At 41.9% G+C, this 24570-nt stretch carries 23 protein-coding genes; 15 read left to right on the forward strand and 8 right to left on the reverse strand.

The window, feature by feature from the left end:
* Nucleotides 1-217: 217 nt before the first annotated feature.
* Entirely contained in the window at nt 218-457 is a 240-nt protein-coding gene (locus B5D77_RS14280; RefSeq protein WP_254052965.1) for a DUF433 domain-containing protein, read from the reverse strand.
* Nucleotides 458-661: 204 nt separating this feature from the next.
* Between B5D77_RS14280 and B5D77_RS14285 the strand changes: the two genes are divergently transcribed.
* From B5D77_RS14285 to B5D77_RS14310, 6 genes are all read left to right on the forward strand, one after another.
* A complete protein-coding gene (locus B5D77_RS14285) occupies nt 662-2395 on the forward strand; it encodes a peptide ABC transporter substrate-binding protein (RefSeq protein ID WP_106909070.1) in 1734 nt (577 codons plus the stop codon).
* A complete protein-coding gene (locus tag B5D77_RS14290) occupies nt 2396-3352 on the forward strand; it encodes an ABC transporter permease (protein WP_106909071.1) in 957 nt (318 codons plus the stop codon).
* Nucleotides 3353-3354: 2 nt separating this feature from the next.
* Complete coding sequence (locus tag B5D77_RS14295; RefSeq protein WP_103112773.1) at nt 3355-3717, forward strand: VOC family protein; 363 nt, start codon at nt 3355-3357, stop codon at nt 3715-3717.
* An 18-nt stretch (nt 3718-3735) separates the two neighbouring features.
* Nucleotides 3736-4464 carry a cytochrome c biogenesis protein CcdA gene (locus B5D77_RS14300; protein WP_002803236.1) on the forward strand — a complete coding sequence of 243 codons (729 nt, stop codon included), beginning with the start codon at nt 3736-3738 and terminating at the stop codon, nt 4462-4464.
* Between the two features lie 50 nt (nt 4465-4514).
* On the forward strand, nt 4515-5858 hold the full coding sequence (locus B5D77_RS14305) for a cytochrome c biogenesis protein (RefSeq protein ID WP_106909072.1): 1344 nt from the start codon (nt 4515-4517) through the stop codon (nt 5856-5858).
* Nucleotides 5859-5962: 104 nt separating this feature from the next.
* The gene (locus tag B5D77_RS14310) at nt 5963-6808 is read left to right on the forward strand and encodes a DNA-formamidopyrimidine glycosylase (protein WP_008205885.1); all 846 of its coding nucleotides are present in this window, start codon (nt 5963-5965) and stop codon (nt 6806-6808) included.
* 55 nt (nt 6809-6863) lie between these two features.
* Here the strand turns inward: B5D77_RS14310 and B5D77_RS14315 are convergent, their stop codons facing one another.
* On the reverse strand, nt 6864-7694 hold the full coding sequence (locus B5D77_RS14315) for a lipopolysaccharide assembly protein LapB (RefSeq protein ID WP_008205883.1): 831 nt from the start codon (nt 7692-7694) through the stop codon (nt 6864-6866).
* A 273-nt stretch (nt 7695-7967) separates the two neighbouring features.
* Here B5D77_RS14315 and B5D77_RS14320 point away from each other — a divergent pair, with 273 nt between their 5' ends.
* Nucleotides 7968-8840, forward strand: a complete 873-nt coding sequence (locus B5D77_RS14320) for a hypothetical protein (protein WP_008205881.1) — start codon at nt 7968-7970, stop codon at nt 8838-8840.
* A gap of 37 nt (nt 8841-8877) precedes the next feature.
* Here B5D77_RS14320 and B5D77_RS14325 read toward each other — a convergent pair whose 3' ends face one another.
* Nucleotides 8878-9381 carry a hypothetical protein gene (locus B5D77_RS14325; RefSeq protein ID WP_008205878.1) on the reverse strand — a complete coding sequence of 168 codons (504 nt, stop codon included), beginning with the start codon at nt 9379-9381 and terminating at the stop codon, nt 8878-8880.
* Nucleotides 9382-9419: 38 nt separating this feature from the next.
* Here B5D77_RS14325 and B5D77_RS14330 point away from each other — a divergent pair, with 38 nt between their 5' ends.
* Nucleotides 9420-10343, forward strand: a complete 924-nt coding sequence (locus B5D77_RS14330) for a lysylphosphatidylglycerol synthase domain-containing protein (RefSeq protein WP_106909073.1) — start codon at nt 9420-9422, stop codon at nt 10341-10343.
* A 64-nt stretch (nt 10344-10407) separates the two neighbouring features.
* Here B5D77_RS14330 and B5D77_RS14335 read toward each other — a convergent pair whose 3' ends face one another.
* Both B5D77_RS14335 and B5D77_RS14340 read right to left on the reverse strand, forming a co-directional pair.
* Entirely contained in the window at nt 10408-10644 is a 237-nt protein-coding gene (locus B5D77_RS14335; protein WP_106909074.1) for a hypothetical protein, read from the reverse strand.
* Nucleotides 10645-10761: 117 nt separating this feature from the next.
* On the reverse strand, nt 10762-11118 hold the full coding sequence (locus B5D77_RS14340; protein WP_008205870.1) for a hypothetical protein: 357 nt from the start codon (nt 11116-11118) through the stop codon (nt 10762-10764).
* A 114-nt stretch (nt 11119-11232) separates the two neighbouring features.
* On the opposite strand from B5D77_RS14340, the gene B5D77_RS14345 reads away from it, so the two are divergent.
* Entirely contained in the window at nt 11233-14556 is a 3324-nt protein-coding gene (locus B5D77_RS14345) for an AAA-like domain-containing protein (RefSeq protein WP_106909075.1), read from the forward strand.
* A 118-nt stretch (nt 14557-14674) separates the two neighbouring features.
* On the opposite strand, the gene B5D77_RS14350 is transcribed toward B5D77_RS14345, so the two are convergent.
* Nucleotides 14675-15508, reverse strand: a complete 834-nt coding sequence (locus tag B5D77_RS14350; protein ID WP_106909076.1) for a Ycf66 family protein — start codon at nt 15506-15508, stop codon at nt 14675-14677.
* A 177-nt stretch (nt 15509-15685) separates the two neighbouring features.
* Between B5D77_RS14350 and B5D77_RS14355 the strand changes: the two genes are divergently transcribed.
* The 3 genes from B5D77_RS14355 (at nt 15686) to B5D77_RS14365 (ending at nt 18563) form a co-directional block, all read left to right on the forward strand.
* Complete coding sequence (locus B5D77_RS14355; protein ID WP_008205864.1) at nt 15686-15838, forward strand: WD40 repeat domain-containing protein; 153 nt, start codon at nt 15686-15688, stop codon at nt 15836-15838.
* Between the two features lie 21 nt (nt 15839-15859).
* On the forward strand, nt 15860-16843 hold the full coding sequence (gene holA, locus B5D77_RS14360) for a DNA polymerase III subunit delta (RefSeq protein WP_106909077.1): 984 nt from the start codon (nt 15860-15862) through the stop codon (nt 16841-16843).
* Nucleotides 16844-16913: 70 nt separating this feature from the next.
* The gene (locus B5D77_RS14365) at nt 16914-18563 is read left to right on the forward strand and encodes a CHAT domain-containing protein (RefSeq protein WP_008205860.1); all 1650 of its coding nucleotides are present in this window, start codon (nt 16914-16916) and stop codon (nt 18561-18563) included.
* Between the two features lie 332 nt (nt 18564-18895).
* Here the strand turns inward: B5D77_RS14365 and corA are convergent, their stop codons facing one another.
* On the reverse strand, nt 18896-20053 hold the full coding sequence (gene corA / locus B5D77_RS14370; protein ID WP_008205859.1) for a magnesium/cobalt transporter CorA: 1158 nt from the start codon (nt 20051-20053) through the stop codon (nt 18896-18898).
* Between the two features lie 191 nt (nt 20054-20244).
* Between corA and pdxA the strand changes: the two genes are divergently transcribed.
* The 3 genes from pdxA to B5D77_RS14380 all read left to right on the forward strand — a co-directional run bounded on the left by pdxA (nt 20245) and on the right by B5D77_RS14380 (nt 22871).
* Nucleotides 20245-21261 carry a 4-hydroxythreonine-4-phosphate dehydrogenase PdxA gene (pdxA, locus tag B5D77_RS14375; protein ID WP_008205857.1) on the forward strand — a complete coding sequence of 339 codons (1017 nt, stop codon included), beginning with the start codon at nt 20245-20247 and terminating at the stop codon, nt 21259-21261.
* The gene (locus B5D77_RS25900) at nt 21231-21422 is read left to right on the forward strand and encodes a hypothetical protein (protein WP_149037221.1); all 192 of its coding nucleotides are present in this window, start codon (nt 21231-21233) and stop codon (nt 21420-21422) included. The genes pdxA and B5D77_RS25900 overlap by 31 nt, the downstream gene beginning before the upstream one ends.
* A gap of 84 nt (nt 21423-21506) precedes the next feature.
* Nucleotides 21507-22871 carry an NAD-dependent succinate-semialdehyde dehydrogenase gene (locus tag B5D77_RS14380; protein WP_106909078.1) on the forward strand — a complete coding sequence of 455 codons (1365 nt, stop codon included), beginning with the start codon at nt 21507-21509 and terminating at the stop codon, nt 22869-22871.
* 563 nt (nt 22872-23434) lie between these two features.
* Here the strand turns inward: B5D77_RS14380 and B5D77_RS14385 are convergent.
* On the reverse strand, nt 23435-24550 hold the full coding sequence (locus tag B5D77_RS14385) for a hypothetical protein (protein ID WP_106909079.1): 1116 nt from the start codon (nt 24548-24550) through the stop codon (nt 23435-23437).
* Nucleotides 24551-24570: the final 20 nt, after the last annotated feature.

Genomic DNA, 24570 nt, shown 5'->3' on the forward strand with positions numbered 1-24570 from the left:
TTCATTAACGCACCCTACAAGATCGGCGATCGCACTAAATCCCTTGAGTAACGCACAGAAAACGGGTTTCTCCGAGAAACCCGTTTTCTACTCATGCAAAAGCAATTTTGTAGGGTGCGTTAGGCGGTGATAAGCTTGGAATGAAAAACCAAAATTAGTAATCCGCCGTAACGCACCAGTTAAGTATTATCAAAGTTCTCGTCAACCAGAAGCTTAATCATTCTTGCTGCGCTGCTTTACGCGCAAGAAAGCGATCCCGCAATCCCTGGGGGTCAAATCTCCCTTGATTGATTACCGGAATCTCCTGTGCTTGCTGTTGTCGCTGTTGCAAGTAGGATTCTACTTCCGATTGGTGCTTGAGGTAAAAAGCGATCGTGGCGTAAACGTCAGCTAGATTTAGTGATGGGTAACGATTAACGATTTCCTCTGCTGTCGCACCCTGATGAAATAAGGTCATAAGCATTTTCGTCGCCGTGCCTAGAATTTTCTTGTCTAGTACAGCATCGCTACCATAGCACGATCGATTTAACTTGACTAGGAATGGATAAAGGCAAATAATCAATTAATCGATCGAGATCAAGACTCAATGTCTGATAACTTGTTATTGGTGGGGTAGGAAATCACCTAAGTCACCCTGTCGAATTATTGATTGTCACTAAAAATGTTTAAGCGATCGCTTTTCTTGCCCCTGTTAATTTTATCCCTTAGTTGTACGCTGCTTTTTAGTGCTTGTCGTCAACAAACAGCTAATAATCCTCCGGCAACGACCAATAATAATTCAGAAACTTTAAAACTTTTGTATTGGCAAGCACCGACGATTTTAAATCCCCATCTCTCCACGGGATTCAAAGACTCAGAAGCGAGTCGCATTACCTTAGAACCTTTGGCTAGTTTCGATGAAAAAGGGGAATTAGTTCCTTTTTTAGCGGCAGAAATTCCTACTATTGAAAATGGGGGAGTTGCCCGGGATGGTAAATCGGTGACATGGAAGCTAAAAAAAGATATTAAATGGTCGGATGGTACTCCTTTTACTGCCAAAGATGTCATCGCTACCTATAATTTTATTACCAATCCGAAAACTGGTTCCACTAGCGCCGGCAATTATGAAATAGTTAAAAGTGTGGAAGCGATCGATCCCCATACAGTTAAAATAACTTTTAAGCAAGTTAATCCCGCTTGGTCATTAGTTTTTGTGGGGACAGAAGGGATGATTTTACCAGCACATCTCTATGAAAAGTATAGCAATGAAACGGCACGCCAGGCCCCTGCTAATTTATTACCGGTGGGAACTGGTCCATATAAAGTGGTAGAATTTAAACCAGGAGATACGGCAGTTTATGAACCAAATTCTTTCTTTCGAGAAGCGGATAAGTTAGGTTTTCAAAGAATAGAATTAAAAGGAGGAGGTGATGCAACTTCGGCGGCACGAGCGGTTTTACAGACACAGGAGGCAGATTATGCCTATAATTTGCAAGTAGAGGCTAAGGTTTTAAGTGATTTAGAAAAAGCGGGTCGGGGTCAGTTAATATCTAGTTTCGGTTCTTTGATTGAAAGAGTTTTATTTAATCTGAGTGATCCTAATCAAGCTACTCCTGAAGGTGAGAGGTCTAGTATTAAGTTTCCCCATCCTTTTTTGAGTGATGTAAAAGTAAGAGAAGCTTTATCTTTAGCCGTTGATAGAGATACTATTGCCACGCAGCTTTATGGTATTACTGGGAAAACAACTCCTAATTTTATTGTGATGCCATCGGAATATAATTCGCCCAATACTAGCTATGAATTTAATCTAGAAAAGGCTAATAAATTACTAGATGATGCGGGATGGAAAGATAGTAATAGTGATGGCACTAGGGATAAAAATGGGGTAGAAATGAAATTAGTTTTTCAAACCACGGTCAATCCTCTCCGTCAGAAAACCCAAGAAATTATCAAACAAAGTTTACAAGCGATCGGGGTAGGAGTAGAATTAAAAACTGTTGATGCCAGTATTTTCTTTTCTAGCGATCCTGCTAACGATGACACGGTAGAAAAGTTTTATGCTGACCTACAAATGTACACTACAGGTAATAATAGTCCCGATCCGAAAGCCTATTTTAAAACCTTTACCTGTAGCGAAATTCCCCAAAAAGCTGATGGTTGGGCCGGGGATAATTATGCTCGTTATTGTAATCCTGAATACGATAAATTATGGCAAGCTTTTAGTCAAGAATTAAACCCAGAAAAACGGCGAGAAATAGCGATTAAAATGAATGATATGTTAATCAATGATTTTGTGATTATTCCCCTAGTTCATCGTGCCGATGTGGTGGCAATTAGCAATAGTTTGTCGGGGTTTAAATTAACTCCCTGGGATAGAAATACTTGGAACATCAAGGACTGGAAGCGTAGTAAATAAATGCTCAAATATTTTCTGAGAAGATTATTATTTTCGATTCCCACTCTTTTAGCTATTAGTATGGTGGTTTTTGGCATTTTGGCCCTAGCGCCGGGGGATCCGATGGGAGAATTTGCAGCTAATCCAGCTATTACGGAAGCGGTGCGAGAAAATATTCGCAAAAGTCTCGGATTAGATCAACCGCTTCCCGTGCGTTATGTCAAGTGGTTGTTAGCATTTCTTCAAGGAGATATGGGCTATTCTTTCACCAGTCGCAGCCCAGTTTTTACCCTCATTTGGCAGCGTTTACCCACAACTCTCTGGATTGTCGGTATTGCCTATATGTTCGGGGTTTTAATTGCTTTTCCTTTAGGCGTAATTTCAGCAGTCAAGCGCTATTCTTGGTTAGACAAAATCATCTCTACTTTTTCCCTGCTTGGCTTTTCTTTACCCACCTTTGTGACGGGATTGTTATTAATAATTATCTTTAGTGTGCAGTTAAACTGGCTACCATCTTTTTATAATAGTACCCTAAAAATCAGTGATTTTAATAGTTTGATCGAGCAGGTTAAACAGTCAATTATGCCCGTAACTGTATTAAGCTTATATCAAGGGGCGATGTTGATGCGTTTTGTGCGTTCTTCCGTAACTGAAGAAATTCACCAAGAGTACGTTAAAACTGCCTTAGCCAAGGGACTAACTAATTTTTCTGTCCTCACTAAGCACATAGTTCGCAATGCTTTAATCCCCGTTGTCACCCTGATTGCTCTTGATATTCCCTCAATTTTTACCGGTGCTTTAGTCACAGAACAAGTGTTTCGTGTGCCGGGTATCGGTGCTTTATTAATTGATTCTATTTCCCGCAGTGATACCCCCGTAGTCATGGCGATTACCTTTATCTATGGAATTTTAATTGTTATCTTTAACTTAATTGCCGATTTAACCTATAGTTGGCTCGATCCGCGAGTCAGATATTAACTATGAACATCATGCGATCCTTACACACGGGGATTTTAGTCACCGATCTAGAAAAAGCTGTTAACTTTTACGAAAATGTTCTAGGATTGACTAGAATCGATCGCCCTTTTCAATACGATGGGGTTTGGTATCAAGTGGGAGATTATCAAATTCATTTAATTGTCGATACCAATTATCAAAACTACCGTCCCAATCCCCAAAAATGGGGACGCAATCCTCATATTGCCTTCGCTATTGATGACGTGACAGCCATGGGTAACTATCTAGAAAGTCAAGGTTATACAATTCAAATGAGTGCCTCGGGTAGAAAGGCATTATTTGTCAGTGATCCCGATGGTAATATCCTAGAAATGAGCCAAATTTAGCCTGAAAAATTCCCCGATATGTTAGACCAATTACAGACTCAACTCTATCACCTTGAACAATACGCCGATCGCTTAGTGACTTCCCAACTAACTCACCTTAGTTTTGTCAGTATTGCCGTGATTTTTCTAGCCGGTTTACTTACCAGTCTTACCCCCTGTATGCTGTCGATGTTGCCGATTACCGTCGCTTATATCGGGGGTTACGAAAATAAAGGTCGTTTAGCGGCTTTTTGGCAGTCCACATGGTTTTCCCTGGGATTAGCCACCACCTTAGCGGGATTGGGACTAATTGCCGCTACTTTAGGGAAAGTCTATGGACAGGTGGGGATCGGTTTACCAATTATCGTCAGTGCGATCGCTATTTTGATGGGGTTAAACCTCTTGGAATTATTACCCCTGCGCTTCCCCTCCCTTGGTGCTACCGATTGGATTACCGGGGATTTTCCTCCGATTTTGCGGTCCTATCTTCTCGGTTTAACATTTGGTTTAATCGCCTCTCCATGTAGTACACCAGTTCTAGCAAGTTTATTGGCATGGGTGGCAAATACGGGAGATTTAAGCTTAGGAGGGGGATTATTGTTATCCTACACTGCCGGCTATGTTTTACCGCTAATTATCGTCGGTTCTTTTACTGCCTCGCTGAAAAGCTTTCTTTCCCTACGTCAATGGTCCGGGTGGATTAATCCTGTCAGTGGGGTTTTATTAATCGGTTTTGGAGTTTTTTCTTTATTATCCCGTCTGCTGTGATGGTGGAGAGTTATGATAGATAATTGGCTAGAATTGTAAAACTTTTAACTATGACTATATCGGAAACTTCCTCAAATTTAAAGAATACACCGCCTCAATGGGGACGTAAATTTATCCAGACTATTGCCGATCTACGATTGGCAATTATCCTCTTACTTTTAATCGCTATTTTTAGCATTTCTGGAACGGTAATTGAACAGGGACAATCTCTATCTTTCTACCAAGTTAATTATCCTGAGAAACCCGCTTTATTTGGCTTTCTGACTTGGAAAGTTTTATTACTATTGGGATTAAATCATGTTTATAGCACTTGGTGGTATCTATCATTATTAATTCTCTTTGGTTCCAGTTTAACCGCTTGCACCTTCCGACGACAATTACCCGCTTTAAAGGCGGCAAGAAACTGGCAATTTTATCAACAATCTCGCCAATTTCAAAAACTAGCTTTAAGTGCTGAATTAGAAACTGGTTCCCTAGAATCCCTCACCCCTCTATTAGAAAAAAAAGGCTACAAAGTTTTTCTAGAAAATAACAGTCTTTATGCTCGTAAAGGTCTGATCGGTAAAATCGGTCCGATTATCGTTCATGCAGCCATGTTAATTATTTTAGCAGGGTCGATCTGGGGAGCGTTAACGGGGTTTTTCGCTCAAGAAATGGTAGCTAGTGGCGATAGTTTTCAGGTTAAAAATATTATTGAAGCTGGACCCTTATCTAAAAATTCTCTCCCTAAAGATTGGGGGATTAAAGTTAATCGTTTTTGGATTGATTATAGTCCTAAAGGTGATATAGAACAATTCTATTCTGATTTGTCGGTGATCGATAATCAAGGAGAGGAGATCGATCGCAAAACTATTCAAGTTAACCAACCTTTGCACCATAAAGGGGTGACTTTTTATCAAACCAGTTGGGGAATTGCTGGGGTAAAAGTACAGGTGAATAATAGTCCGATTCTACAGCTACCGATGGCTAGTTTAGACACCAAAGGTAATGGACAAATCTGGGGAACTTGGATTCCGACTAAAACCGATCTTAGTGAGGGAGTTTCTCTTTTAACCAGAGATTTACAAGGTACGGTAATCGTCTATGATGCTAAGGGAGATTTAACCTCTGCGGTACGAGAAGGAATGACGATTCCTATCAATGGAGTTAATCTAAAAATAGTCGAATTAGTGGGCAGTACAGGGTTACAAATTAAGGCAGATCCGGGAGTACCTATCGTCTATTTAGGTTTTGCTTTATTGATGATGGGAGTGGTAATGAGTTACTTTTCCCATTCGCAAATTTGGGCTTTACAATCGGGCGATCGCTTTTATATTGGTGGTAAAACTAATCGCGCTCAAGTCAGTTTTGAACGGGAAATAATTGATACTATCGAAATGTTAAAGTTAAAGTAGAATTGACGTTAATTTGGTGTCGTTTCCCGATGAAAAGTTCTGTTTATCTATCTTTTGCCTTTTGCCTACCCTAACCAAGAACTTAATTTTGTTCAATCACTTATATGCCAGAATTGCCAGAAGTAGAAACGGTGCGTCGCGGATTAAATCAAGTTACCCAAGGCAAAAAAATTATCGGTGGGGAAGTATTATTACAGCGTACCCTAGCCTATCCTAATTGTGAGGCAACTTTTCTGCAAGGAATTACTCAGACCACGATTACCAATTGGCAGCGCCGAGGCAAATATCTCCTCGCCAATTTAGATAATGGTAGCAGTATCGGGGTTCATCTGCGTATGACTGGACAATTGCTCTGGGTAAAAGATACCACTCCCCTGCCGATTCATACGCGCTTACGCTTCTTTTTTGCCAATCAGCAAGAATTGCGTTTTGTCGATACCCGCACTTTCGGGAAAATTTGGTGGATTGCCGCCGATAAAACCCCAGAAAGCGTGATTACTGGTCTCAAAAAACTGGGACTGGAACCCTTTGATCGCAATTTTACCCCCGATTACCTCTATAGTCACTGTCAAAAAAGTCGTCGTCCGATTAAAACTTTTCTCCTCGATCAAAATGTGGTGGCAGGAATTGGCAATATCTACGCGGATGAAGTTCTTTTTAAAAGTGGCATCCATCCCCAAACTGCCGCCAATCTCTTGAAAATTGAGCAAATAGACTTATTGACAAAAAACATTATTTCTGTATTGGAAACGGCGATCGCTGAAGGCGGCACCAGTTTTAGCGATTTTCTCCACGTTACGGGAGTTAATGGCAATTATGGCTCGATGGCCTGGGTTTATGGACGTACTGGCGAAAATTGTCGCCTTTGCGGTGCAACTATTGCCAGAATTAAATTAAGTGGACGATCCTCTCATTTTTGTCCCCAGTGTCAAGTCTCAAGGGAATTATGAATTATGAATTATGAATTATGAATTGGGGAGAAGGGAGAGGAGAGAAAAAAGCTGCTCACTGATTAGGGGCTGTGGCTTCAATTTTGTTATTTTCCTCGGCTAGGGTCTGAATCTCCTGTCTATAGGCAAAAGGAGCGCGACTGAGAGCCTCTTGAAAGAGGGGTTGAGCCTCTTGATTTTTGCCCTGTTCTTTCAGTACGATCGCTGTCGCCAAAATCGGACGGAAATCGTTAACATCCATCTGTTGAGCTTGTTTATAGGCGTTTAAAGCTTCCGGATAATTTTGCTGCTCGAAATAGATTTTGCCTAAAAGTAACTGAACGGAAACGATATCGATGGAACTAGCGGGATTATTGGGATCGGCAGCCGCTTTGAAAGCGCGATCAATCGTCTCTTTAACCAGACTAATCGCCTCGATCGAGCGGTTTTGGCTGAGAAATAAATTAGTTAATCCGGTCAAGGCCCGTAGATCTTGGGGATGGGAGGCTAAAAGGGAGCGATAACTGCCGGTGGCTCCTGCATAGTCCTCTATTTGCTGTTTCGCTTCCGCCAAAAGTAGTAGATAATCGGATTGTTGGGGGTTAAGTTGCGCTAATTTTTCTAAAGGTTCGATCGCTTGCTTTAAATCACCCTGCTGTAAGCGAGTATCTAATAATCCCCGTAAAGCCGTCTGATTATCGGGTTCGCGCTCTAAAACCATCTGATAACCCAGTGCTTGACTGGCTAATTCCTCTTGTTTGACTGCGGACAGATGACTCTGGCCCGAGGAGTGCTGACTTTTGAGAATAGAAGTCAATAGCGGCATGGTCGAGAAAGACAGCAAAGCAAATAACATGAGGACGAGACCGATGGACAGCCAACGACGGTTAGAGAGAGAGGCTTTCATAGACTGGGGTGGGAGAGGACAGACAGGAAAATGTTATGGAAATCTGGAGATTTGATGAAGGGATCGATCGAATTCGCCGCTCTTTATTGAGTACAATGGGCAAACGGTCAAGACTCAAAAGGGTTTTGACCAGGTTGACAGTCAAAAGATCATGGTTCTTAATATATAGATGCCAGTAGAGTCGCCCTAGAGGGTTATTGTAACCTCCCAGATCGCGCTTTTGACTTGCTTGATTACTAATTTACTATGTGTCTCCGCCGCTAGGAGTGTGATATGAATCGTCCTGGGAATCGGTTTACCGAATCACCGAAAACCCCCCCGACCCCTGAAGTGGAAATTCAGGAAGTCCCCCTTGAATCCCCCCATACTGAGGCTGATTTAGCCGTAGAGTCAGCCACCCCCGAAGAAGTCAAACGTCAACAACCGATCCCCCCTCCCAGTCATCTGCGGCAGTACCGGGCGATCGGTCTCGTCTATGGCCATTATCAGCGATCGGAGGAACAATTAACTAAAGGCAATATTTTAACTGCCGATGGTACTCTGATCGATTCTGTGATTCTCGGTCGGGTGATCAGTTTGGTTAAAAATCATCTCGATCTGGAAAAACCCCATCTTTGGGTGGTTTATCCGCGCACCCGTCAGGAAAATGATGCCCTTCATGTTCAGATTGTTGGTGTTTGGGAACCAGAAACCCTGAAAAAGGAGGATGATCCAGAGATAGAACCGCTCCTCGCTTCTACCCCTGGTTATTTTTCGATTCGAGGTGAAGTCATCTTTACCGAACGGGAAAATCAAGCGGTAGTGGTCAAAATCCGACAAATGCCCAAAACTGAAGCGGACAAACCCAAGTTTTTTAAACTAAAATTGCGCGGCACTTTACCTGGTAAACCGGTCAGTCGTTTTTGGGATTTTCAGGTACAGCTTAAAGGAGATGCCTTAACTATTTTGGAAGGTTTAGACCTCGGTTTTGCCAGCAAGAAAAAACCGATGGGTAAGGGAGGTTTTAAAAAGCCTTTTGATAAAAATCGTCGTCCCCCGGTCGATCGATATTCTCAACTGGAAGGGGAAGGAGAAAAACGACCTTTTACCCCCGGACAATCTCCCCTTCCTAGGCCTTCCCGACCGAAACCCGTATCGGAAACCTAATTTTTTTCTAAGGATGGGTTCTGCACCCATCCCTAGTCTAGAATTTGGTTTCAGAAGTTGCTTGATACTTAGTATTGGGAATATAAGCGCGAATTCTATAACTATAATCTGTTCCTAAAATCTCGGTGATAAAAACCGCTAACTGAGTGCCTAAAATCGCTTCATCGGCAGCACTAAAAGATTTATAATCTTCTATTAACCATTCTTGACCACCATTAACTAAAGTACATCTAAATGTACCGAGAGATTCGGCGATTTCTGTATGTTCTCTATAGTTTCTCGTTCTTACTTCCCCCCCACTATCGGCCCTCAAACACAATTGATTAAGTTCTGCATAAAATTTGGCGGGAATTTTGTCTAAATCACCCCCTTTAGTCACCCAACGCATAAAAAGATGGAAAGACCAAGGCAGATTAAGGTAAACTAGATAAGACAAAACCAGAATGCTTGTTAAATATAAGGAGGAAGTCAGGAATTTATTATATTTCCTTTTTCGGGATCGATTTAGACGTTTGGCTAGATCTACCTTTGATTTTTTCATAAATTTTAATGGGACAAAAGTAATTCGTAAAAAGTAAGATGTATAAAAAAATCCTGCGTTTTGCTCCGATTATCCTCTCTTTAAGTTTATTTATTCTAGCGGTCTGGGCAATTAGTCAAGAATTTAAACACGACACTTTCGCCCAACTGTTGGACAGTTTAAATCATATTACCACAAGTCATAAGCTAGAAGCTATTTTTTGCATGGCCTTGGGTTATTTGTCGATGACGGGTTATGATCGCCTAGGTTTTTATTATATTAATCATCCCTTAGCTTTAGGCACTATTATCCGTACTGCTTTTATCAGTTATGCTCTTGGTAATACCATTGGTTTAACCTTATTTTCTGGAACTGCGATCCGTTATCGTTTCTATACTCCTGCGGGGGTGGGGGTGGTGGATATTGCCAAAGTTATCACTTTTACCCATTTAAGCTTTTGGTTAGGAATGTTAGGCATTGGTGGGTTAAGTTTCCTCCTTGATCCCCAACGGATTCCCCAACTTTTAAAATTACCTTTCTTAACTACTAAACCTTTAGGAATAATTTTTTTATTGCTGGTTACTGGCTATTTTTTCTTGGCTCTCACCTATAAAAAACCCATAAAAGTCGGCAAAGAAAATATATATCTACCCTCTTGGAATCTTTCCCTGGCTTTGATTTTGGTGACTTTTATCGATTGGATATTAGCGGCTAGAGTTCTATATCTTCTTCTCCCCGTCAACTACAATACTTCGTTTTTAGGATTTTTCGGTCTCTATGTATTTGCCATGACCGCAGGGGTATTAAGCAATGTGCCGGGGGGGATAGGTGTTTTTGAGTTTATCATGCTGAGATTACGGCCCGAATATGTATCTAATGGCGAGCTTTTAGGTTCTTTAATCGCCTATCGAGCTATTTATTATTTCCTGCCTTTAATTGTCGCTTTTGTCTGGTTATTGGGTTACGAAGCTCGCAGAAAATAGGGCCCGCCAATTAGCTTAAACGGACAAAAAAGTCCCCATGCCGTCATAGCTGGGGAGCATCAATCTAGTAGGCTAAAGTTTCTAAAGTTTCCCGTAGATAGGAACAAATGCGAGCATCAGCATCGTCTCTATTTTTACCTGATTCTAGTTGTTCTTGCTGCCAACGCCGAAAACCCGAACTAGCGGCGATGGCTTGTTTTAAATGCTCCCAAGTGTGATGCTCTTTGTGAAATGGGGTGTCAGAAAATGTGGTATAGTTGCCCATCTTTACCTCTGGTGGTAGGGTTGTACCTTTTAACATAACTTAAAAATCGCTGAAAATTCTGATAACTGGGACACAATTAGGCAGAAAAAGGTGTTGCCTAGCGGGAAATCTGCGGGGATGCCAACACCTTTTTTGAGGGAATCTAGCGGATTTTTAGGAGATTTTGCTGGTTTCTGCCGCTTCTTCCGTCACCACTGCCACGTTTAAAGCTGCGGGGGGAATGGGGATAGAAAATACCGCCGGCAGGTTAGCGGTGGCATCTTCGGGAGGCTGCCCGGAGTGAAAACGACGGTAGGTTAAAACACCAGCTACGGTGATTGCTCCCGTAGCACCGGCAACCCCTAAAATAAGTTTGTTAGCATCCACAGGGAGGGTGTGATTGCTGCCAAAAATGCTTTTACCTTTAGCGAAAGCACAAGCGGAGGCACTGCCGGCATCAAGAGTACCTAAAACAATGCTACTGACGAGGGTAGCACTAATGGCCATGGAGGTGAAAAAAGTTTTCTTCATAATTGCCTTGGGGATAGGTTGTCAATAGCGATTATCCTTGCATTATAGATATCTAAATCAGAATTGTCTATTTTATTTCTGTTGGTGACATTGAAATAACTTTGTTTAAGGATAATGAATTATCAATATCGTGTCGGGGGTAGTCTTGCCTATAACCATCCTACCTATATCGAGAGAAATGCCGATCAAGAACTGTTAACAGCGTTAAAAAATGGTCAATTTTGCTACATTTTTAACTGTCGTCAGATGGGCAAATCCAGTTTAAGGGTACGAGTAACCCATATTTTACAGCAATTGGGCATGGATTGCGCGTCCGTAGATATAACCAGTATTGGTAGCAATGATAATTTATCCCAATGGTATAACGGCGTGATCACCCGTTTGTTTTTAGGATTTAATCTGACGGGAAAAATTAATCTTAAATCCTGGTTGCGCGAGCGAGAGGATTTACCCCCCGTGCAGCGTTTGGGACAATTTATTGAGGAAGTTTTATTAGTTTATTGTCGGGGAGAGAAAATATATATTTTTATTGACGAGATTGATAAAATTCTCAGTTTACAGTTTTCTCTAGATGACTTTTTTTCCCTGATTCGTTATTGTTATAACCAAAGGGCAGAAAATACCCAGTATGAAAGAATTACTTTTGCTTTATTCGGTGTGGCTACCCCAGCAGATTTAATTCGCGAAAAGACCCAAACATCTTTTAATATCGGCCAGGCGATCGAATTAACGGGATTTAATCTGGCAGAAATTGCTCCTTTAGCCGCAGGATTATCCAGTCAAAGTAATTATCAACCCGACTGCTTAGAAAAAGTTATTTTTTGGACGGGAGGACAGCCATTTTTAACCCAGAAAATCTGTCAGCTATTGCGGGAAACTAATTTAGATATTGAGACGCTGATCAAAGAGAGAATTATTAATAATTGGGAATCTCAAGATGAGCCAGTTCATTTGCGAACTATTGCCGATCGCTTGTTAAGAAATCAAGACAAAGCCGGTCGTTTGTTAGGTATCTATCAACAAATTTTAGAAAAGGGATCAATCCTGTGCGATGATAGTCCAGAACAAGGGGAATTAAGGTTATCGGGGTTAGTGGTAAAAAAGGATAATAAATTAGTAGTTTATAATCCTATTTATCGAGAAATATTTAATCTCAATTGGGTGGAAAAACAATTAGAGCAATTGCGTCCCTACTCAGAAGCAATCGCCGCTTGGCAACAGTCTAATTATACCGATGAATCGCGGCTTTTACGCGGAAAAGCTTTAAATAATGCCCTCGATTGGTCTCAGGGGAAAAGCTTAAGTAATATTGATTATCAGTTTTTAACTGCTAGTCAAAATCTCGATAAAAGAGAGGCAGAAATTAGCCTAGAAACTCAGAAGCAAGCTAATAAAATTCTAGCAATTGCTCACCAAAAAGCTACGAAAAGAATTCAAATTGGCTCGGTAATTTTAATTGCTTCTCTTTTGGGTTCTCTCTTAGCTTTTATTCAGGTAAAACAAGCGTGGCAGCAAGTAGAAACCGCTCAATTAGGTATTCAATTACAGCGCAAGGGTGATAGTGATTGGCAACAATTTAAATTTGAACAATTAGAATCTTTAATTGCGGCGATGCAAGCAGTCAATAGTTTAAAAAATATCGTTACTGATGGGCAAACCTTGAGTAAATATCCCGCTACCAGTCCAATTATTACCCTACAACAAATTTTAGATCGTATTCAAGAAAAAAACCAACTGCAAGGACACCGGGGAACTATTTATAGTGTTAGTATTAGTCCTGATCGTCAAAAAATAGCCACTGCTTCTCAAGATGGAACGGTAAAAATTTGGAATCAAAAAGGTGAGAATATTCAAACTTTGACAGGTCATCAGGGAGCAGTTTATAGTGTTAGTTTTAGTCCCGATGGTCAAAAAATTGCTACCGCTTCCGAAGATAAAACCGCCAAAATTTGGAACTTGCAAGGGCAAAATTTAGTCACCTATCCTGACCATCAAGAATCAGTTTATAGTGTTAGTTTTAGTCCCGATGGTCAAAAAATTGTCACCACTTCCAGGGATAAAACCGCTAGATTATGGAATTTATCAGGTGAAACTTTACAGGTATTTAAGGGACATAAAAGATCGATAGATGCAGCTAGTTTTAGTCCCGACGGTCAAAAAATTGCCACCGCTTCCCGGGATGGTACGATTAAAATCTGGGATTTATCAGGTAAAATTATCTTGAGTTTAGGTCAAGAAAATATTGAGGCTTTTTATAGTGTTAATTTTAGTCCCGACGGTCAAAAAATTGCCGGAGCAGCGGCCGATAAAACTGCTAAAATCTGGGATTTACAGGGAAATTTAATAGCTACTTTCCGGGGACATCAAGATTTTGTCAACAGTGTTAATTTTAGTCCTGATGGCAAGTTTATAATTACTGCATCTAGTGACGGTAGTGCTAAAATTTGGGGAATGCAAGGGGAAGAAATAACTACTCTTAGAGGACATCAAGAATCAGTTTTTACTGCTGTATTTAGTCAAGATGGAAAAGAGGTGGTAACTGGATCGAGTGATGAAACGGCTAAAATTTGGCAGCTGAACAATTTAAATCAAGCTAGGACCGATAATACCAGTGTTAGCATTAATTCCCAGGGCAATATTATCGCTATTGCTAACAAAGATGGTCAAATTACTTTACTCAATTCCCAGGGAAAAAAAATTAGAGAATTTGCCACAAAAATGCGCTCAATCTATAGTATAGCTTTTCATCCTGATGATAATCAGATAGCGATTACAGGAAGAAATGGAAAAGTACAAATCTGGAGCAAAAAAGGAACAATGCTTCAAGAATTTACTGCTAGTCAAGTACCGATTTATAGTCTTGCTTTTAATGGAGAGGGAACAGCAATAATCACGGGAACAAGCGAGGGAAAAGTTGAATACTGGCATTTAAGTAATCATCGGACTAAATTGATTAATTCTTGGACAGTTGATGATAGTATTATCTATGATTTGGTGTTTTCTCCTGATCATCAAAAAATTGCTACCGCTACTCGGGGAAAGATTAAAATTTGGGATTTACAGGGCAATCTTTTAAAGGAGATTAAAACCGATTCTTTTCCCGTTTATGGAGTTAGTTTTAGTCCCGATGGTGAAAAAATCGCTGCTATTTCAAGGGATGGTACAGCTAGACGCTGGGACAGGGACGGAAATTTGCGCTCCGAGTTTAAAATAGAAGAAGATATCGTCTATGGGATCACTTTTAGTCCTGATGGTCAAGAGATTGTGATTATTGCTAGGGATGGTCAAAAGCATCGCTGGCCCTTAGAAACAGAATATAATTATTTACAAAAATTGCTCGATCGAGGTTGTTTTTGGCTAGAAGATTATCTCAGGACTCGTCCCGAAAAACGAGAAGCACTATCCCTGTGTAATGGGAAAATAAAACCATCGAATTAAATTAATTTTTCAAGTCATATTGTCAACTTGGTTTGACTGGGTGGGGGCAAAGGTTAAATTAATTAGTTAATTTTTTGAGTAATTATTGCCTAAACCACCCGCTAAATAATCTTAACTTTTAATCCGATGGGGGGGGATTTTCTTCCCTTTTTGAGCGAGTTTCTGGGGGAGTATCTTCTCTGATGGTTTCTTCTGGGGGCAAATTTTCCTCGGTAACTTCAATAATCACCATTTCGCTAACAGCAATAGTTTCGACTTCAACATTAGCCACAGGTTCAGTCGGGGGAATTTCTGGGGGAATTTCTGGGGTATTTTCGGAAGGGTTGATCTCTTCTGTGACAAAATCAAAATCATCGAAATCATCGAAAGTTTCTTCATCATCAATAATTTCTGCGGGGTTTTCCCCAATTTCTGTCACTGATTCTGTAGTAGTTTCCCCGATAGCTGCGGCTTTTTCGGCAACGGGGGCAACCGTTTCTTGAGCTTTTTCCTCAATTTCTGTCACTGATTCTGTAATAGTTTCCCCGATAGCCGCGGCTTTTTCTATAACGGGGTCCACCGTTTCTTTAACCGTTTCTTTAACTTTTGCTGCTACTTTCTCAGGTTTAGCTTTAGTTTTAGGGGATTGGGAGGGAGTAACTTTGCCGAGACGATTGCCTAACCAACCGACAATAGTAAATAATTTAACCGGTTTGTCGGGATAAAAAAGTGCTTGTCTGAGTTTGAGAGTTTGCCAAGCAAAAGCGATAAATAATATGGCCGCAGCAGCTTGTCCGAGGAGGATAGTGCCTGTAATCCTTCCCGCGCACAACCAGAGGACAAGGGCATAGAATAATCCTACCGCACTCCAGAGAAAATCATCTTGACGGTGGCGATCGGGGGCGATAAAAGCGGTGGTGAGGAGGTACAGACTACTCAATCCCACAACGACCGCTAGGATATAGGGCAACATTTGCGATTCTCCTTTGACATTTCCTTTTTTATTGTGCGTTATTTGGGGTCGATCGAGTCTATTTTTTGATTAATTTTCAAAATTATCGAGTCAGATCGTCTTCACCTGTGTTTATGAATAGCCAGCCTCAATATTAGGAAATTCTGGGTTTATCCTCTAAACAAGCTTTCGGATCAAATGATTAAGTTTTGGTCTTTAACAAGCAAAGGAAAATTAGCAACCCTTGATCAACCCACAGAAAAACTGTTATCTTTAGTAATTAGTGCCGATGGGAAATATTTAATTAGTGGTAGTGCTGACAAAACTGTAAAAATCTGGCAAAATGGGTAATAGTAACACCTCAAAAAACTTATGCCGACAATATTTTATTGGGGAGAAGATGAATTTGCTATTAAACAAGCGGTGAAAAATCTGCAAGCAAAACTTCTCGATCCCAATTGGATACAGTTTAATTATGATCAAATCAATGGCGATCGTAATGAGGCAATTATCGAGGCCCTTAATCAAGCGATGACTCCAGTTTTCGGCCTGGGAAATCGTTTAGTTTGGTTAGCCGATACGGTGATTTGTCAACAATGTTCCGAGGATGTTTTCAAGGAATTACAGCGCACTTTGCCCAATTTACCCGAAAATTCCTATCTGTTATTAACCAGTGCCAAAAAACCAGACTCCCGCTTAAAATCGAGCAAGTTTATCCAAAATCAGGCAGAGGTTCGAGAATTTGAACTAATTCCCCCTTGGAAAGTCGAGGAAATTGCCCAAAGAGTTAGGGAAATTGCCAAAGAAGTGGGAGTAAAATTAACTCCTGATGCGATCGAACTCTTAGCTGAATCAGTGGGAAATAACAGCCGCTTGCTGTGGATGGAGTTAGAAAAACTGCGTTTATTTAAAAATAATTCGGCGGCAACTATTGACAAAAAGGACATTTTAAGCTTAGTCAACGCCAGCAATCAAAGCAGCCTACAGTTAGCCAGTGCGATTTTAAAACGGGAGACAGGCAAGGCCCTAGAATTAGTTAATGAATTATTAAATCGCAACGAGAACCCCTTGGCTATCACCGCCACCCTAGGGGGTCAATTTCGCACTTGGGCAATAGTGAAATTAAAAATTGAAGAAGGAGAAAAAGACGAGAAAAATATCGCCGCCGCCGCCGAAATTGCCAATCCCAAGCGACTATATTTCATTCGCAAAGAGATACAATCCTTTTCTTCTAAACAACTTCTGGCCACCTTGCCCATACTTCTCGAATTAGAATATCGTCTCAAGCGGGGTGCAGAACCTTTGGCAACGTTGCAAACCAAAATTATCGAACTTTGTTGTTTATTGGTAACTTAATACTCTTCCTTAGCTTTCAGAAATCCTCTAGAATAAGATTCTATAGACTTCAGACTTCTAAATAACCACAATGACCGATGATGCCATCCCTAGTCTAAATTTAGCGATCTCTAGTTTAGCCACGAGTAATAACTTCGCCCGTTGGGTGACGAAAGCACCCCTACCGGGGGGATATGTGCATCATGACTGTGAATGGACCGGGAGTCTAACCTCGGAATGGATGGCATGGCAGGAAATGTTCTGTCTGCAAAAAATGCCTCCCTTGCCGATGTTAGAGCAATTAGAGGGAAATTCTCCACCTAAACTGATTCTTGCGGGAGAAGGCGGCAGTTATGGCGGTCAATTGATGCAGAAACTAGGTATTAGTCTCTGGCAATGGTTATTTCAAGCATCAATTAGTCAAAGTTTTGCCCAAAGTCAGGGAATCGCCCTCGGCAAAAATCAGCCCCTGCGAATTCGCTTGGAATGTCGCAATCCCTATTTAATTCTGCTGCCCTGGGAAATTATGCAGCAAGCGGGTAAACAGGCCATATCTCTGCATCCGAATATACTCTTTAGCCGCACCACCAGCGATGTGGACCCACTGCCACCGATAAAACCAAGTAATAGTCTCAATATTCTCTTAGTTATCGGCGAAAAACAGATTAAACCCGCCGCTAGTTCCCTCAACCTCACCGCCATTAATACGGGTGGAGAAACTAATCCCGACCAGGCACTGGAATCCGAGGCCGCCAATCTCATCCAGGCCATCTCCCCCAGTGGTTCCCTCCAGAATTCGGGAGTGAAAGTCAAAGTCGATACCCTAATTCGACCGGGGGCGAAAGAACTAACCCGGGCCTTGGATACGGGTAAATATCAAGCTTTTTTCTACGCTGGTCACGGAATGGCCGCCCCCAATGGCGGTTCCCTATTTCTGCGGCCGGGGGAACAGCTAAACGGGACGGAGTTAGCCCAAGCTTTGGTGAGAAATCAAGTTATTTTAACGGTTTTTAATGCCTGTTGGGGTGCTTATCCCGCTAAATCAGGTCAGGAGATGATCCCCCGCAGCAGTCTGGCGGAAGTCTTGATTCACCATGGCGTTCCCGCAGTTTTGGCCATGCGAGATGCGATCGCAGATCGCGAGGCCTTGAGTTTTATCGAAGTTTTTACCCGCAGCCTCCTCGGTTTCAAAGACAAAGAAGCACAGATATCTAAGTTGCTTCCAAGTCCGCGAGTCCCTATCGATCAGGCCGTTCGCATCGCCAGGCAGCAGTTATTAACCCTCTACAAGTACAATCAGCCTGCTTGGACTTTGCCGATTCTCTATATGCACCCGGAATTCGACGGGCAATTGCTGCAAACCTTTGATGAGACTCAATCACCGACGGTTATGCCCAATGTCTCCGGAACCATGCCCGCCGCTTTCTTATACTATCTCGATCATCCCGAAAGAAAATGGTCAATCCGTGGTGGTGGCATGAATATAGGAAGGGACATGGAAAATGATCTACAGGTCCCTGAAAAATGGGTTAGTAAAAACCATTGTCGGATCATTTGCCGTAAAAAACCCGATGATTCAGACTATCAATACTTTCTCGAAGATTTCTCCCGTTTTGGTACTTTTATCTACCAAGATGGCCACTGGAAGCAGGTACATAACCAAGAAGTTCCCCTAGAGTCCGGTTTACAGATTCGCTTCGGCAGTTACCAAGGCCAAATCCTCGCATTTGTGGTGGAATAATTAGGGTTGGCTGAAAAAGTTTGTCGTCGGGTGTGGGAAGTGGGAATTATGAATTATGAATTATGAATTATGAATTATGGCTCTACCGAACCTGTCATGTAAAACTATCAACAACTCATGCTTGTAAAGTTTATATACTAAGGCTTTGAGTTTTTGTCAGATTGATATTTATCAACTTTAGAGCATTGCTGTGCAGAGAGGGAGCTTGAGGAATTTTCTACAGTGTAAGTTCGGAAGAACCTGAATTATGAATTGGGGAGGTGGGGAAATTGAACTAAAACCCTAAAACCCCAAAACCCCAAAACCTGCCTCCTGCCTCCTGTCTTCGTTAACTAACTTTTTGCTTCCTCTTTCAGGGAATAAATTGGTTTAAACCAACCTTTGCGCCAGAAGTAGAAAATCAAGCCTCCCGCTACGGCTAACATGATTAACCAAACAATAAAATAACTCCATTCTCCTTTTAATTCTGGCATATTCTCAAAGTTCATGCCATAGACACCAACGATAAAAGTTAAGGGAATAAAAATGGTTGAAATTACGGTTAAAAACTTCATAATTTCGTTTAATTTATTGCCCATAGTGGACATATAAACATCCATCAAACTCGCCGCTAATTCTCGATAAGCTTCGATAATTTCCAGAATTTGAATGACGTGGTCGTAGGAATCCCGAAAATAAATTTGTACTTCATCGCTGACTATACCATGATGGTCACGCATCAGTAGATGTAGGACATTTCGCATCGGCCAAATTAAGCGACGCAGTGCCAATAATTCCCGACGGACATCATAGATTTCCTGCATAGTATCTCGATCGGGATTACTAATGATCATATCTTCCAAAGCCTCAATCCGATCTTCGTAGTGTTCTACCACGGGAAAATAACCATCAATAATCGTGTCTAATAATAAATAGGTTAAATAATCCGCCCCCGATTTTCGTACTCGTCCCTGGGAAGTGCGAATTCGATCTCTGACTATCTCAAAACAGTCCTGTAATTCCTCCTCTTGAAAACTCAAAAGATAGCGTTTTCCCAAGACAAAACTGACCTGTTCTGTATCAAAACCGCTTTCATCTTCTTTCAGTCGCACCATCTGAGAAATCACTAACAATTGATTGTTATAGTCCTCTAACTTGGGACGCTGCGGCACATTAACCACATCTTCTAATAATAAAGGATGCAGATTAAAAATTTCCCCTACTTGTTTTAAAACCGTCTCACTACCTAACCCTTGAATATCCATCCAAGACACGGTATTTGTGCCAATATAGGGGGCGCAAGCATTGGGGGTAATATCCACCTTGCGAATGGCGTTATCTTCATCGTAGTCAATTAAAATAATCCGCGAGGGTTTGGCATCCGGTTCGATAATTAATGTCCCCGGTTCACTACCCGGTTCATCATAAAAATAATCGAAGTAGTCTTCTTCCTCGTCTCCATCGGTATCGGGACGGTTGTTAACGAATATATCGGGTTGTAGTTGGGTCATAAGCTTACAACAATCTGGCTAATTTGGGCAATAAGAAAACAGAAAAGTTAAAAAATTTAATTTGCCTAAAGTTACTATCTATCGCCATGAGATTACAGTAAACTGAAGATTGTTTACTGATTTATTCCCTCCTGATAATTGTCAACGATCAGATTAATCGGGAGAATTAGCCATCTTGACGGCCAAAATTTATGGAATCCGCCTATTTTATTCCCCGTCTAGTTATCCCCGTCGGTGATCCCGCCGGGATCGGCCCTGAAGTGGTGTTGAAAGCGATCGCCGATTCCCCAATCTCGTCTATTTGTCAGATTACTCTAATCGGCACCAGAACGCTTCTCGAAAAAGCCTATCACGATCCCCATCTCCTCGATCGCTTTTCTCTGATCGATTTGCCCTACAATCAAGAAAAAATCGTTTGCGGGCGTGGGGATGCCCATAGTGGTGAAATTAGCTTTCTTTACCTGCAAGAAGCCATAAAACGCACCCTCAAGGGCGAATTTGACGGTATTGTCACCGGTCCGATTGCCAAATCCTGTTGGCAGTTGGCTGGTTATGATTTCCCCGGTCAAACGGAGGTTTTAGCTACCATGGCGGGAATTAACCGTTATGGGATGCTATTCGTCGCTAAATCCCCTCACACTGGCTATAGCTTACGCACTCTCCTCGCCACTACCCACATCCCCCTGCGAGAAGTTCCCGATACTCTTAACCCCGATCTGATGACCCGAAAACTAGACCTATTGATCGAGTCTTTAAAGCTAGATTTCGGCATCGATCGCCCAAAAATCGCCATATCCGGCCTTAATCCCCACAGTGGCGAAGCGGGAAAACTGGGAAGGGAAGAAAAGGACTGGTTACAGCCTTGGCTGCAGTCAATGGGACAGAAATACCCGCAAACCCAATTAATCGGCCTTGTCCCCCCCGATACGCTTTGGGTGGAACCGGGACGCGCTTGGTTTAGCGGTGCAGGGCAACCCGCCGACGCATATCTGGCATTATACCACGATCAGGGCCTAATTCCCGTCAAATTAATGGCTTTTGACTGTGCTGTTAATACTACCATCGGTTTACCTTTTGTTCGCACCTCTCCAGACCACGGTACGGCTTTTGATATCGCTGGTCTTGGCATCGCTAGACCCCAGAGTATGCAAGCGGCGATCCAATTAGCGATCGAATTATGTCAGCAGCGCCGTATAGATGGGTTTTAGCTGTTGGGGGTTGGGGAAATGAGAATTATGAATTAGGAAGTGGGAAGTGGGAAGTGGGAAGTGGGGAAGCTGTCTCATCACCCTATCACCCCAAAACCCTATCACCCCAAAACCCCATCACCCTATCTCCTGACTCCTATCTCCTGACTCCTGAATCCTAATCCCGATCGCCAAATTAGTGTGAGCAGCGGTACAACCGGAGAACTAAACTAGAGATATAGCCCTCGATAGGAGACAATTGGGATATGGGTATCGCTTCAGTTAACCCTGCCACGGGAGAAATTCTCAAGACTTTTACCCCTCTAACCTCGGAGGAATTGGCGGCGAAATTGGCCTTAGCTGAGGCGACTTTTCAGCAGTATCGCCGCACCGCCATCAGTCAACGGGGACAGTGGTTACGGCAAGCGGCGGATATTTTAGAACGGGATCAAGTAGCATTGGCTACAACCATGACTTTAGAGATGGGGAAACCAATCAAGTCAGCGATCGCAGAAGTTCTCAAATGTGCCTTGGTTTGTCGTTTTTATGCCGATAATGCCGCCGGTTATCTGGAAGATGTGCCGATTGCCACCGATGCTAGTCGCAGTTTTGTCCGTTATCAACCGTTAGGGGTGATTTTAGCGGTTATGCCCTGGAATTTCCCTTTATGGCAAGTATTTCGCTTTGCTGCACCCGCTTTAATGGCGGGAAATGTCGGCCTACTCAAACACGCTTCTAATGTCCCTCAATCAGCTTTAGCGGTGGAAAGAATTTTATTAGAAGCCGGTTTTCCCGAAGCTGCTTTTCAAACTCTTTTGATCGGGGCCGATCGCGTTAGTGATTTAATTAACGATGAACGGGTAAAAGCCGCCACTTTAACCGGTAGTGAACCGGCGGGGATCAGTTTAGCGGCTGCGGCGGGAAAACAGATCAAAAAAGTGGTTTTAGAGTTGGGAGGTAGTGATCCTTTTATCGTTTTAGATAGTGCCGATATCGAGGCGGCAGCGGCTACGGCAGTGACGGCAAGATTGTTAAATAATGGTCAGACTTGTATCGCCGCTAAACGGTTTATTGTTATGGAAACTGTCGCCGATCAATTTGAACAGTTATTAGTGGCCAAATTCCAAGCTTTAAAAGTGGGTGATCCCCTCGATGAAACCGTTGATATCGGTCCCTTGGCCACGGTATCGATCGTCTCGGAAATTGCCGCTCAAGTGGAAAAAACCGTCGCTATGGGTGGTAGAGTCCTTGTGGGGGGTCAGCGTTTAGAGGGAAAAGGTAACTTCTATCTACCGACGATTTTAACCGATATTCCCGCCGGTTCTCCGGGGGAAAAAGAGGAATTTTTCGGGCCTGTGGCTTTACTATTTCGAGTCAAAAATATCGAGGAAGCGATCGCTTTAGCTAATGATAGTCCCTTTGGTTTAGGTTCTAGTGCCTGGACGAATAACCCCGAAGAAATTGAGCATTTAATTACCGAAATTGAGGCCGGTTGTGTGTTTATTAACGGTATGGTTAAATCCGATCCTCGCTTACCCTTTGGGGGTATTAAACGTTCTGGTTTTGGCCGGGAATTAAGTGTGGAAGGCATTCGCGAATTTGTCAACGTTAAAACGGTTTGGATTAAGTAATTCAGTAGGGTGGGTTAGCAACGCGTAACCCACCACCATAACCAAAATCACCCACCACAATTGTCGGTGCGTTACGCTATCGAAGAGCGCACCCTACGGATTAAAAATATGCTGCGCATTTTTGATAATATTGAGTCCCATTTATGGCCAATTTTACAGAAAAGTTTATTAGCAGATCAAGGGGGCGATTTTTATCTGGGTTATTTTAATTTGCGCGGTTGGCAGTAACCTTTAGACCTTTAACACCTTTGACCTTTATGAGCAGCTAAGGCCATTTAATCATAAGAAATGGGGGATAGTCTTTTTAATCTTTGTCCTCACTAATAGATAAAAAAACAACAAGAAAGGGAAGAGAAATTAAAATTATTAATAAATCAATCAAAAAATTTATGTCTCGACTATTATATTTACAAAAACGAAATAAGCCATTTTCAAATTGATTCCACAATCGGTAAATTCACCTCAAAGCTGAGTCAATTTTTCTAGATTCAAATCTTACTCTAAGTTTCATTTTTAAAGTATCTAAACTTGTGTTAATAAACCTTGGAAAGTGAAAAGATACATTAATAGGTTCTGCCTAGGGATTTATTGACACTGGCTTCAATTTGATAAATAGATGAAAGGACGCTACCTTGATGGTTATTGACTAGATCGTATTTGACTTCTTGTAAATAATTAAAAATGGCATCCCGCAGAATCGGTTGTTCAATGTTTACCCGGTGCTGATAGTCCCATAAATCCCAAACTATCAAACCAATTCCCACGATTGGATCGATTAATTCTGCCCCAAAACTACTTGCTACTGCTCCACCGGTTTTAGTGGCAATTTTTGCGCCCGTTTTTCCCGCTAGGGACAAATAAACTGTGCTGCCCACTTTCATCACTGGGACCAGAGATTTAACTCCTAAAGCAGTGGCACCACCGACTAAAAGTTTGATTGATGTGTTAGAAATATTGCCCTCGGTATCTTGAATTGTTACGGCTATATCGCTAAGATAACGATCCCATTTGCCTTGGGGAATTTGATAACTGGCCTGAATATTCGCTAATTCATTGCTTAAATTATTGACATATAAACTAACAGTATCCCTAGTAATTCTCTCTAGACGCAATTGGGCCTCTTGGGGACGGATTACCCGTTTGGTAAACTCGGTTTGAATAGTTTTGGTCAAATTTTCTGCCACCACCTGTTCTGCGGGTGGATTATCTGTATTGACCCAGTGAGCGATCGAGGAGTATAATCCGCTTAAAAAGGCCTTGCCCTCAAATTGTTTTTGATTGAAATAGTTAAAATACCAAGGCAGAAAACTCTGATCTACTCGTGTCATCAACTCCTGCACCCATGCCTCAATTTGTACTAGGGCAAAGGTTTGAGAATTTGCTCTCGCTGTCTGTAAAGCTTGGCTAATCTCCCGATCGATTTGACCGTTCGATTTTTCGGGTATAGTGATGGGAATCTCTAGGTTAGTTTCGGTAGCAACCCTAGTTTTTAACGGTTCATTGCCAGCAGTTCCTAGCCAAATTTTCCCTAAAAGAGGCACGATAACCACTAGAACAACTATAGCCCAAATTAACGGGGTTATCGCCTTAATCAGTTGACTGATTGCCTGAATGCGGTTAGTTTTTTCACTATACTGAGGTGGCTCAATATTTTCTTCTGAATCTGGCCTGGAGTTCATCAGCTAACCTAGTTAAAATT

The sequence above is a fragment of the Microcystis sp. MC19 genome (assembly GCF_003019735.1).
GTDB lineage: Bacteria > Cyanobacteriota > Cyanobacteriia > Cyanobacteriales > Microcystaceae > Microcystis.